This window comes from Jiella pacifica, assembly GCF_010500815.1.
Lineage (GTDB): Bacteria > Pseudomonadota > Alphaproteobacteria > Rhizobiales > Rhizobiaceae > Jiella > Jiella pacifica.
Genome location: NZ_JAAAMG010000020.1, coordinates 95282 through 106410 on the forward strand (window position 1 = coordinate 95282; position 11129 = coordinate 106410).

The window sequence follows — 11129 nt, forward strand, 5'->3', positions numbered from 1 at the left end:
GGCACCCAGCCCGCCCGGCATCAGTCGGTGTCGGGCTGGACCGACCTCATGCCGCTCTGCGCTGGCACTGCGATGATCGAGGATAAATCGTTCTCATAGAGAAAGCTGAACAGGCCTGGCAGGGTTCGAAAGAAACGAGGCTGCATTTTCCGCGCGCCGTCATCGGACTTTCTCGCAGTGACGAGCACGGTTTCCTTGCCGCTCTTTTCATTCACCGCGCGAACGAACCAACGTCCGTACCAATTGGCATGCTGTTTGCGAGCCGACTTCGCACAAATTACTTCAACGCGATAACCATATTTGACAAGTTGGATGAATTCATCTTCGCGCGCCGTGTTCTTATAAGTGAGTATCATCGGACTCGATTTCACTATTTACATGATAAATCCCATCAGGAGGCGTACGTATCGATAATATCAAAAATATGTCCGAATTATAATTTTAGAGTAATTCCAGATATCAACATCAATATGCCCATTTCGATGCCGGTTTACGCAATCATCATACGAAGTCATTGTTTTATAGCGAGAATTTCTCGTAACTGTATTGAATTCAAGAGTGAGAGACGGGGCTGCTTCATATCCCTTGCACTGTGCCGGCATCCGACCAGGCCTGTAAGCGGGCTTCTCAGCCTTCGCGCCCCGCACGTCCTGCCACCTGACGCGCCGGGTACGGTCTGACGAGCTCCGGTCTGATGCGGGCGCAACGCCCAGGCTATGGATTTCGTCCCTTCGCGTGATGTGTGCTTGGCAAGAGAGTTTGGAGATCACCGCGCATGCGCGGCGATCGCTCTGAAACAAAGACGGTGCGCTGGATCGACGCGGGCAAGCCCGCGCTCACCCCCGCCCCGACACCTTTCTCTTCGAGGTCCGCCCAACAGTCCCGCCTCGCCCTGTCAATGGACAAGCGCCGCTGCGCGTCGTCTCCGCCGGGGGGCCGTGTCCTCGCGTTGCTGCGGTCCGCACCACCCCCCCGGCTCCGATCCCATGACAGACCGAGCCAGGACCGTGGGTCGGGCTACGCCCTCCTCCACTCTGTTCCGCCGAAAACATGCGTTTTCGGGCGGATCAGACCGGCGAAGGCGCAGCCCATCGCGGAACGGGGCAGCCAGATCCCACCGCCTCACCACACAGGAGGCCACAGATGGCCAAGGCGAAATTCGACGTTTACGACCACGTTACCAACGAAATCATCGCGCAGATCGAGGCGGGCACTCCGCCGTGGCGCAAGCCGTGGACCGGCGGCGCTGCCGGCGCTTGTCTTCCTCGCCGCTTCAATGGCGACGAGTACCGCGGGATCAACGTTTTGATGTTGTGGGCGACGGCGGCGACGCAGGGCTATTCGTCGGCGCGATGGATGACTTATCGCCAGGCTGGCGAGCTTGGCGGGCAGGTGCGCAAAGGTGAAAAATCCGCCTGCGTCGTCAAGTTTGGCACCGTCGAGCGCGAGGACGACAACGGCGAGGAAAGGCGCGTTCCCTATTGCCGTGCCTACCGCGTGTTCAATGCCGATCAAATCGACGGTTTGCCGGAGGAGTTTTACACTCGCCCCGACCCGGCGCGCGACCTTGGTACCGAAGCCGATCCCACGCTTGATGCTTTCTTTGCCCGCACGGGCGCGATGATTGAGAGCACCCGCGAACCACGCGCCTTCTACGACCGGCGCCGCGACGTGATCCATATGCCTCCGATTGCGACCTTTCACGCTGCGCAAGGCTACTATGGGACGCTCGCCCACGAGCTGACCCACTGGACGGGCGGAGACAAACGCCTTGAGCGGTTCAAGCGGTTCAATGACCGCAAAGCCTATGCCTTCGAGGAACTGGTGGCCGAAATCGGCGCGTGCATGTTGAGCGTTCGCCTTGGCGTACAGCCGACATTCGACCAGTCGGCCGCCTATGTCGAGGGGTGGCTGAAGGCGTTGAAGGAGGACAAGCGCGCGATCTTCCGAGCGGCAAGCGAAGCCCAGAAGGCCGCTGACTTCATCATGCAAAGCGTCGATCGCGACGATGCAACGAAGGCCAAGGAGACCGGTGCAATCGCCGCCTGAGCTGCCACTGGTGGTCGGGGAGAAGCCGCCGCGCCGTCATGGTGCGGCGGAATTTCCGGGGTGCCGTCAGCGGCAGCCGCATCCCCTGGCAGCGATCGAGGAGGAACCCAGAAAATGCCCGGGCCGGGGGCGAGCTGAGCCCACCCCCCGGCCCGCCCCGGCGCTTCGCGCCGAAGGCCGCTGCGCGGCCTGGAGATTGCGGACGCCATAGAGGTCAAGTCGATCGATCCTCCGTCCCGCAAGGACGTCGATGGAGCTGACGATGCGAGCTTCGTATCCCTCACCTTGGGCGCGAGCGGCGATCTCCGCCCGTATGCTTTTACCCACCGTCCTCTCAAAAAGCGGTGAAATCGCTCGACCGGCGTGACGCCTCGGCAGCGGTCTCGAATTGCTTGGCTTTCTCGGGAACCCAGCGACCTTTCGCATTCGGCTTTCAGCCAAAAATACGATATATTTTTCTGGATTAGGATTCAGCATTTATCATTATCCTATATCAAATTTCTTGACGTCGGCTAGGCCGTTGGTTAGATATAATATCCTGATCGCAGCTTTGAATTTGATTAGGAATCTGTATCATGGCCTATCAGAGCGAAAGCCTGATTGCGCATGCCCGTGAGGTGCGCGAGGCATCGGGTACGAGTCAGCGCGCGCTCAGCGAACGGGCCGGGCTGACGCAGAGCCATATTTCCCAAATTGAGAGCGGAAAGATGGAGCCCGGGCTGTCGAGCTTCATCGATATGACACGCGCGCTCGATCTCGAGCTCATGCTCGTGCCGAAGAAACTCGTGCCCGCGGTGCGAGGCCTGATCAAGGCGCAGGCAACACCGGACATGCATATCCGTACCGGTCAGCCCGACAACAAGCGCTTTGCCCGTGCCGAGCGGCTGGTCAAGAAAATGAAGCAGCTTGACGGCAGCTCCGCCGATCTCGATCGCATCGAAGAAACGCTTCGGTTTCTGCGAGGGGTGAATATCAGCGATCAGGAAATGCAGCTGGTGCGTGAGCTGATCGCCCGCCTCGAGCGCTATCAGGCGAGTGCGCAGGCGGCCCCTGTCGTGCGTGACATTGCGCAAAGCCTGCAGCGACTGCGCAACTCCATCGCCCATGCCGGTCCGTCGGAGCCGCGCCCCGCCTATTCGCTGGACGATGGAGATGCCTGACGTCTTGGTTCTCGACGTGCGGCTCTACGACGAGCCTATCGGCACGCTGGCCCATTTGCAGGGTGATCGGACGATCTTTGCCTTCAACGAAGACTATGTCGGGAACCCGGATCGACCGACCCTCAGCCTATCGTTCAAGGATGATCTGGGCGGCCTCATCACCAGGATCCGCCCGACACAGCGGGTTGTACCGCCATTCTTCTCGAACCTTTTGCCGGAGGGTGGCCTACGCCGCTATCTCGCCGAGCGGGCCGGGGTCAATCAGCAGCGAGAATTCTTCCTGCTCTGGGTGCTGGGGCTCGACCTGCCCGGAGCACTCTCGATCCATCCGGCGGCCGGTAACACCCTTCCACCTGGTGCCGACGAGGATTTGCCGGAGAACGCCAAACCCAATGCGCTGCGCTTTTCGCTCGCGGGTGTGCAGCTGAAATTCTCCGCGTTCGAGAACACAGGGAAGGGCGGAGGCCTGACCATTCCCGCCGAAGGCGTTGGTGGTTCCTGGATCGTGAAGCTTCCGTCCCAGCAATTCACCGGGGTTCCGGAGAACGAGTTCTCAATGATGACGATCGCTGGGATGATCGGCATGGAGGTGCCTGTCATCAACCTGGTGGCTCTCGATGCGATCGCCGGTATTCCAGAAGGCGTCGGCCAGCTGAAGGGACGAGCGCTTGCTGTCAGCCGCTTCGACCGAACCGGCGACGGTCCGGTCCACACCGAGGATTTCGCGCAGGTTTTCGGGGTCTTTCCGGACGACAAATACAAGCGTGCCAGCTACGCCAACATCGCGCGCGTTATCGGGACTGAGGCAGGAGACGCCGGCGCTGCCGAGTTCATTCGCCGCCTCGTATTCAGTGCGCTGATAGGCAATGGCGACATGCATCTCAAAAACTGGTCGCTGATCTATCCGGATAAGCGATCGGCCATGCTCTCGCCAGCCTACGATCTCGTTTCGACCATCGCCTACATCGAGGGCGAGGACACGGCCGCCCTGAATTTCTCCCGGACGAAGAAGATGGCCGACTTCGATGCAGATGAGCTTCGGCATCTGGCGGCCAAAGCCCTTCTGCCGGAAAAGCTTGTCGTCGACACTGCCGCCGAAACCGTCCAACGGTTCCGGCAGGTGTGGGAGACCGAGAAGGGGCATCTTCCTCTCGCCGCTAACGTCGTAGCGGCAATCGACGCCCATGCCCCGACCGTGCCGCTCTACAGCGAACTGGCATGACAAGAACCCGGTCACGAATTCGCGGCACTGACTGTCTTCTGATCGATCGAGAAGCAGAGCATGTCGCCCCTCGACGATCCGGCCCGAGCCATTCAGACAATTCTGAATCCTGACGTCGGAAATATCCGCGGGGGAGCGCGCAATGTGAACGACGGAGCGGACGCAGACAACTTCCGGACCATCCCGGATCGTCATGCGAACCGAGCGGCGCCGGCAGATGCCGGCAAGGTCATCGACCGCCTCGCAGTTCAGCCATGCGGATAAACGCGATTGACAGGAAGCTCGCCTCGCGAGATCCGCCGGACATTGTCCACGATCACCTCCTGGCGCCGTGCGATCGTCCCGGTGGTCCAGGCCGACATGTGCGGCGTCATCAATAGGTTCGGCAATTCGTGGAACGGCAGCTCCGAGGGATGCGGTTCGGGATTTTCGACCGAGGGATAGCGGTACCAAGTGTCGATGATGCCCGAGATACGGCCCGACGCGAACGCGTCGTAAAGGGCGTGTTCCTCGATCACCGCTCCGCGCCCGACATTCATTATGACGGCGCCATTGGGAAGGGCGGACAGAACGTCGGCACCGATCAGTCCGCGCGTCTCTTCCGTCAGCGGCAGCGTCGCAAGGAGCACGTCGACCATCGGTGCCATCTCGCCGAGCCTCTCAAGACCAAAGCTCTCGTCAACGACGTCCGTCGGCTCGACCACCGAGCGATTGGCGACGAGGACGCGCATGCCGAAAGCTTTCGCGGCTTTCGCAATCGCCTTGCCGATATGGCCGAAGCCGACGATGCCGAGCGTCTGGCTGCGAAGCTCGCTGCGCAGGCCGGTCGGCCGCCCGGCCCAATGTTCCCAGTTGCCTTGCCTGAGCTGGGCGTCGACGCGAACGAGCGGCACGTGGCGCGCGAGCAGCGCTGCCATCACATATTCGGCGATCGCAGTCTCGTGGCCAAAGGCGTTGCAGAGGGTGGAGCCCTCCGGCAGGCAGCCGACGTCGATCTGGTCGACGCCCGCTGCAGGCGACTGGTAAAGCTTCAAAGCGCGCGGGGTCGGATGGTGCTCCTTGAGCGCGATGCCGACGATGATTTCGGCCTTTTCGAAGGCCTCGCGCTCGCCGTCGCCATCGAGGGCATCGGACACGCGGACCACCTCGTGACCGGCCCCGAGCCGGTCCTCAATGCCGATGGAGAAGGTTTCGGCATTTGCGCCGTGGAAGACGATCAGCATGGCGTCAACCGTCCCAGTCCTGCAGATCGAGATGGATCTTCATGGCCTGCGAGCGGTCCGAAGCAAGATCGAAGGCCTCGATCGCTCGCGCCGCCGGCATTCGGTGGGTGACGAGGGGGCTGAGATCCGCCCGGCCCGATGCGATGAGGTTCACGGCGACGGCAAACTCCTCGTCGAAGCGGAAACTGCCGACCGCCTCGATCTCCTTCGTCACGACGAGCGACATCGGCACTTCAATGGCGCCGCCGAGCCCGACGGTCACGAGGCGTCCGCGGGGTCTCAAGATCTCGAGCGCGGCGGCGAGAGCGCCCGGATGTCCGGAGCATTCGAAGACGCAGTCCGTCCGGCCCTTTCCAGCCTTCAGATCATCGAGGTCGCCGGGGTTCGCCGCGGTGTTGACGAGCCGGTCGGCGCCAAGCGCCTCGGCGATCTTCAAGGGCGCGTCGTGGACGTCGCAGGCGACGATCTTCGCCGCGCCCGCGAGCTTCGCTGCCGCGACGGCGAGGCACCCGATCGGTCCGCAGCCGAAGACGACGACCGTCCGCCCGAATAGATCGCCCGCACGGCGCGCCGCATGAAGGCAGACGGCAAAGGGCTCGGCGAGCGCCAGGAGCGAGGCGTCCGCGACGCCCTCCGCCTTGATGAGCTGGGCCTCCGGTACGGTGAGCGTCTCGCGGAAAAGGCCCTGGACATGCGGGAAGCGCATCGCCGAGCCGTTGAAAACCATGTCGAGGCACTGGTTCGGCAGCCCCCGGCGGCATTCCTCGCAGTGACCGCAGGCACGCGAGGGGTTGAGCGCGCCGATATCGCCGATGGCGAGCTTCGAAACGCCCTTGCCCAGGGCCTCGACCGTTCCGGAAACCTCGTGTCCGAGGATCATCGGCTCTCTCAACCGCACCGTGCCGAAGCCGCCATTGTGATAATAATGGAGATCCGAACCACAGATGCCTCCGACGGCGAGACGCAGGCGCACCTCGCCCGGACCTGGATCTCCCGCCGCCTCGCGCTCGTCCAAACGCAGATCATGGGGGGCGTGGGCGACGATTGCGCGCATCGGATGGTTTCCTTCCTTGATGGATGGTTCGTGGCAGCTCGGGCTTGGCCCGCCGTCGCCGTCAGAGCACCGAGATCATGCCGCCGTCGACGAAGATGAGCTGGCCGTTGACGTAAGTGGAGGCGGGCGACGCGAGGAAGACGGCCGCGCCGACGAGTTCGTCCGGCTGCCCCCACCGCTTGGCGGGCGTACGCCCCTTGACCCAGGCATCGAACTCCGGGTCCGACAGCAGCGCCTCGTTCATCTCGGTCACCATGTAGCCGGGGCCGATCGCATTCGCCTGGATGCCGTGCTCGGCCCATTCTGCGGCCATGCCCTTGGTCAGCATCTTGATGCCGCCTTTGGCGACCGTATAGGGCGTCACCGTGCGGCGCGCGAGGTCGGAGGTCAGCGAGCCGATATTGATGACCTTGCCGCTCCCCCGCGGGATCATGCGTTTGGCCGCCTCGCGTCCGAGAAGAAAGGCCGCCGTCAGATTGGTGTCGATGACGCGCTGCCAGTCGGCGAGCTTCAGCTCGACCATGAGCTGGCGATGCTGGATGCCGGCATTGTTGACGAGGATGTCGATCTCGATGCCTTCGGCATCGAACCGGGCGAAGGCCCCTTCGACCTCTTCCTCGACCGCGACGTCGAACACGGCTTCGAGGACCTCGTAGCCCTTGGCGCGCATCTCGTCCGCGGCCCGCTTCACGGTTTCCGCCTTGCGCCCGTTGATGACGAGCCGCGCCCCTGCATCCCCGAGCCCTTCCGCGATCGCCCGGCCGAGCCCGCGCGAGGAGCCGGTGACGAGGGCGGTCTTGCCGGAAATATCGAACAGTGGATTGGGTTTGGCGTCAGGCATCAGGAAAGCTCCGATTTGCGGGTGGTAAGGTCGGACCGTTCGAAGACCGACGGCAGAAGTTCGGTACCGAGGCCCGGCCCCTGCATGGGCAGGACATGGCCGTTCTCGATCTTCGGCAGTTCGGTGACGAGTTCCTTGTACCAGCCGGTATAGAAGGCCCGCACCGATTCCTGGATCAGCGTGTTGGGCTGCGAAAGCGAGGAATGGACGGCCGCCACATAGGCAACCGGCCCGGTGCAGTCGTGCGGGGCGTAAGGCCGATGGTAGGTGTCGGCCAACGCCGCGATCTTGCGCCCCTCGGTGAGGCCGCCCGTCCAGACGAGGTCGGTCATGACGACGCCGATGGCGCCGGCCTCCAGCATGTCCTTGTAGGGAAAGCGGCTTCCCAGCGTCTCGGAGGCGCAGATCGGCACACTTGTGGAGCCCGCGAGTTCCTTCAGCGCCGAGACAGAATTCATGCGGATGGGGTCTTCGTACCAGGTCGGATCGAAAGCTTCGAGTTCGCTGGCGATGCGCTTGATCGTCGGCAGATTCCACAAGCAGTGGAACTCCACCATGATCTGCATCTTATCGCCGACGCGCTTGCGGATCTTCTCGAAGGGCTCAAGGGCCTTTCGCATCTCTGCGGTGGAGATGAAGCGTCCGTCGTTCGCGATGGCGGGAGGATCGAACGGCCAGATCTTCATGCCGGTGATGCCCTGCTCAAGCAGGCTTTCGGCGATCGCGCCGGCATCGGTCATGAAGCCCTGGAGATCTTCGTAAGGACCATCCTGCGATGCCCCGAAATTCCAGGTGTCGACCGGCTTGATCTTGTGAGAGCGGACGTAGCCGTAGCCGGCGCAGGTGTTGTAGACAGGCACCTTGTCGTGACACAGGCCGCCGAGCATCTGGTGCACAGGCTGGTCGCAGACTTTGCCGAAAATGTCCCAGAGGGCCAGGTCGATGGCGGAGGCCGCACGGTATTCCGCCCCAGTCGACGACTGAGCCATCGGCAAGTTCACGAGTTCACGCGAAAGGGCCTCGATGCGCAGCGGATCCTTGCCCAGGAGCCGATCGGCGAGAGTGTCGTGGAGATGAGCCTCGACGGCGCCCGCGCCGTAGAAGGTCTCGCCCAGCCCGATCGTCCCCTCATCGGTGTGAACACGCACCCAAAGGACGTTTGAAAACTCCTGCGTGCGCAGTGTCTCGATCGCGGTGATCTTCAACGCTCATTCTCCATCGTCTTGAGGGTTCGCGCTTTCGCTGAAGCCTTCGCGCCTCATAAGAGTCTGTTGACATTCCACAAAATACCGTGAAATATCACTGGCGAACGCATACGGGTTTGAGGCCGCATTTGCAAGTTTCCTCTCCAATGGAAGACTGGAATATTCCGACTGACAGGCGGGACAAGGCTGGCGGGCCGAGCTCGGGCGATCTGGTCGCCGGGCGTACGGGAGACCTGACGGCCACGGCCTACGAGCGCATCGAGGAGCTCTTCGTTTCGATGCAGCTTGCGCCCGGAGCCTTCATCCGGACGCAGGATATTCAGGCAAGGGTCGGCCTTGGGAGGACGCCCGTGCACCAGGCCGTCCGGCGGCTGGCTGCCGAAACCCTGCTGGAAATCTCGCCACGCAACGGACTGAGGATCGCCCCGATCGATCTTGCGCGTGAGCGCCGCCTCGCAGTGCTGCGACGTGACCTGATCAGGTTCGTGACCGAGGCGGCGATGCGGAACATGACGCTGAACGACCGCGCGCGGGTGCACTATCTCCGGCGCCAACTTGCAAGCGAGGCGGGACCGATGACGGTCGACCGTTTCAACGCGATCGACAAGAGCTTCGACGTCCTGCTCATCCAAGCTTCCGGCGAGCGCTTTCTGGAACGGGCGCTGCGGCCGCTGCATGCGATCGCGCGTCGAACCGGTTATCTCAACCTGACCCGGATCAGCGGCGAGGTTGGGCTCGCCAAAACGGTCGAGAGTCATATCGCGATCATGGACGCGGTCCTTGCTGGCGACGAGAAAACGGCGCGGGAGGCGTGCGATGCGCTCGTCGCCTATGGCACGGCCCTGATCGACGAGCTGGAGGGCGTCGTCGATCCGCAATGGCTCGATGCGAGCTTTGCGCCGATGATCGAGGAGGCAGGCTTCGCTTCCAAGAGACCGGCCGCTGAAGACGGCGGCTGAACAACCCGGGTGGCGACCCTTACGGGCCGCGCTCGATCTTCAAGACGACTGCAATCCAGGGAGGATCCTTTTTGAAACGATCAATCTTCACGACGACGCTGAGCGCCGCTGCACTTCTCGCGATGGCCGGCTTCGCCAACGCGCAAGAATATTCATTCCGCTTCCAGTCATCGGACCCTGCGGGCAACCCGAATTTCGAATACCAGAAGGGCTGGACGGATCTCGTCAAGGAGCGCTCGGACGGCAAGGTTCAGATCGAGCTGCTGCCGGTCGGCTCCGTGGTCGAGTACAATGAAACGCTCGACGCGGTCGCCGCAGGCATTCTCGACGGCCAGATCTGCGACAGCTCCTACTGGGCCGGCAAGGACCCTGCCTTTGGCCTCATCGCCAATCCGGTTGGTGCGTGGTCGGATCCCGCGCAGATGATCGACTTCGTCGAGAACGGCGGCGGCAAGGAGATCATGCAGGAACTTCTCGGTTCCTACGGCCTGCACTTCATCGGCGTGTCGACGCCGGGGCTCGAAGCCTTCGTCTCGCGCGTTCCGCTCGACGGGGTCGACGACCTCAAGGGCTTGAAGATGCGCTCGCCGGAGGGCCCGATCGCCAACGTCTTCGCGGCCGCAGGCGCTTCGCCGGTGAATCTGCCTTCGGCGGAAGTCTTTACCTCGCTCGACAAGGGCGTTGTCGACGCGGCCGACTATTCGGTCTTCTCCGTCAATCAGCAGCAGGGCCTCAACGACATCGCCCCCAATCCCGTCTATCCAGGGTTTCACTCGCTTCCGCTGGTTGAGGTGTCGATGAACCAGGGCAAGTGGGACGCGCTGCCCGACGACATCAAGACGATGTTGGAAGAGACGGTGAAGGAGTTCCAGAAGACCCAGGTCGAAGGCAACAAGGCCGCCGATCTGAAGGCCGTCGAGGAGGCCAAGGCGGGTGGCAAGATCACCATTCACGACTGGTCCGAGGAAGAGCGCGCCAAGTTCCGCCAGCTCGGCCAGGCGGAGTGGGAGACGATCGCCAAGCAGTCGCCGCAGGCTCAGAAGGTCTACGACACGCTGACCGCCTATCTGAAGGAAAAGAACCTCCTCCAGTAAAGAGGTTCAACGGCCGCGCCTATGAGAAGCGCGGCCGTTTTTGTTCGTCGTTATTCTCACCCATTTGGGCACGATCACCATGAGCGATCCATCCCGCACCGAAGACGAGATCGATCTGGCCGCGTCCAGCGAAGGCAGCGGCCGCACCGCGCCGGAAGCCGGGCTGATGGGCCAGCTCGTGGATCGCAGTGGCTATCTCTTTGCCGCAGGTATCGTGCTCGCGGCCGCCATCCTGCTCTACGAAGTCTTCATGCGCTATTTCTTCAACAGCCCGACGATTTGGGTGCATGAGACGAGCGTCTTCCTGTGCGGCCTCGCCTTC

General features: G+C 62.4%; 10 protein-coding genes and 1 pseudogene. 6 read left to right on the forward strand and 5 right to left on the reverse strand.

The window, feature by feature from the left end:
- Positions 1-20 precede the first annotated feature (20 nt).
- Complete coding sequence (locus GTK09_RS20600) at positions 21-356, reverse strand: hypothetical protein (RefSeq protein WP_163465274.1); 336 nt, start codon at positions 354-356, stop codon at positions 21-23.
- 787 nt (positions 357-1143) lie between these two features.
- Between GTK09_RS20600 and GTK09_RS20605 the strand changes: the two genes are divergently transcribed.
- From GTK09_RS20605 to GTK09_RS20615, 3 genes are all read left to right on the forward strand, one after another.
- Positions 1144-2049, forward strand: a complete 906-nt coding sequence (locus GTK09_RS20605) for an ArdC family protein (RefSeq protein ID WP_163465275.1) — start codon at positions 1144-1146, stop codon at positions 2047-2049.
- A 575-nt stretch (positions 2050-2624) separates the two neighbouring features.
- Positions 2625-3209 carry a helix-turn-helix domain-containing protein gene (locus GTK09_RS20610; protein ID WP_163465276.1) on the forward strand — a complete coding sequence of 195 codons (585 nt, stop codon included), beginning with the start codon at positions 2625-2627 and terminating at the stop codon, positions 3207-3209.
- A complete protein-coding gene (locus tag GTK09_RS20615) occupies positions 3202-4431 on the forward strand; it encodes a type II toxin-antitoxin system HipA family toxin (RefSeq protein WP_163465277.1) in 1230 nt (409 codons plus the stop codon). The genes GTK09_RS20610 and GTK09_RS20615 overlap by 8 nt, the downstream gene beginning before the upstream one ends.
- 248 nt (positions 4432-4679) lie before the next feature.
- On the opposite strand, the gene GTK09_RS20620 is transcribed toward GTK09_RS20615, so the two are convergent.
- The 4 genes from GTK09_RS20620 to GTK09_RS20635 all read right to left on the reverse strand — a co-directional run bounded on the left by GTK09_RS20620 (position 4680) and on the right by GTK09_RS20635 (position 8754).
- Positions 4680-5654, reverse strand: coding sequence for a 2-hydroxyacid dehydrogenase (locus tag GTK09_RS20620; protein ID WP_163465278.1), 975 nt, complete (start codon positions 5652-5654; stop codon positions 4680-4682).
- A gap of 4 nt (positions 5655-5658) precedes the next feature.
- Positions 5659-6708: an L-idonate 5-dehydrogenase gene (locus tag GTK09_RS20625; protein ID WP_163465279.1), complete on the reverse strand. Its 1050-nt coding sequence runs from the start codon at positions 6706-6708 to the stop codon at positions 5659-5661.
- A gap of 61 nt (positions 6709-6769) precedes the next feature.
- Positions 6770-7549, reverse strand: a complete 780-nt coding sequence (locus tag GTK09_RS20630) for an SDR family oxidoreductase (protein WP_163465280.1) — start codon at positions 7547-7549, stop codon at positions 6770-6772.
- Positions 7549-8754 (reverse strand): mandelate racemase/muconate lactonizing enzyme family protein, encoded by a 1206-nt coding sequence (locus tag GTK09_RS20635; protein ID WP_163465281.1) that lies wholly within the window; start codon positions 8752-8754, stop codon positions 7549-7551. The genes GTK09_RS20630 and GTK09_RS20635 overlap by 1 nt, the downstream gene beginning before the upstream one ends.
- A gap of 146 nt (positions 8755-8900) precedes the next feature.
- Between GTK09_RS20635 and GTK09_RS20640 the strand changes: the two genes are divergently transcribed.
- From GTK09_RS20640 to GTK09_RS20650, 3 genes and pseudogenes are all read left to right on the forward strand, one after another.
- Positions 8901-9713: a GntR family transcriptional regulator gene (locus GTK09_RS20640; RefSeq protein WP_163465282.1), complete on the forward strand. Its 813-nt coding sequence runs from the start codon at positions 8901-8903 to the stop codon at positions 9711-9713.
- Between the two features lie 71 nt (positions 9714-9784).
- Complete coding sequence (locus GTK09_RS20645; RefSeq protein ID WP_246218028.1) at positions 9785-10807, forward strand: TRAP transporter substrate-binding protein; 1023 nt, start codon at positions 9785-9787, stop codon at positions 10805-10807.
- A 79-nt stretch (positions 10808-10886) separates the two neighbouring features.
- A pseudogene (locus GTK09_RS20650) lies at positions 10887-11129 on the forward strand (hypothetical protein); the annotation flags it as partial.

What these genes read in the sequence shown, in the direction of transcription:
- GTK09_RS20600 (WP_163465274.1), bottom strand. Translation starts at nt 356, where the DNA reads ATGATACTCACTTATAAGAACACGGCGCGCGAAGATGAATTCATCCAA.
- GTK09_RS20605 (WP_163465275.1), top strand. Translation starts at nt 1,144, where the DNA reads ATGGCCAAGGCGAAATTCGACGTTTACGACCACGTTACCAACGAAATC.
- GTK09_RS20610 (WP_163465276.1), top strand. Translation starts at nt 2,625, where the DNA reads ATGGCCTATCAGAGCGAAAGCCTGATTGCGCATGCCCGTGAGGTGCGC.
- GTK09_RS20615 (WP_163465277.1), top strand. Translation starts at nt 3,202, where the DNA reads ATGCCTGACGTCTTGGTTCTCGACGTGCGGCTCTACGACGAGCCTATC.
- GTK09_RS20620 (WP_163465278.1), bottom strand. Translation starts at nt 5,654, where the DNA reads ATGCTGATCGTCTTCCACGGCGCAAATGCCGAAACCTTCTCCATCGGC.
- GTK09_RS20625 (WP_163465279.1), bottom strand. Translation starts at nt 6,708, where the DNA reads ATGCGCGCAATCGTCGCCCACGCCCCCCATGATCTGCGTTTGGACGAG.
- GTK09_RS20630 (WP_163465280.1), bottom strand. Translation starts at nt 7,549, where the DNA reads ATGCCTGACGCCAAACCCAATCCACTGTTCGATATTTCCGGCAAGACC.
- GTK09_RS20640 (WP_163465282.1), top strand. Translation starts at nt 8,901, where the DNA reads ATGGAAGACTGGAATATTCCGACTGACAGGCGGGACAAGGCTGGCGGG.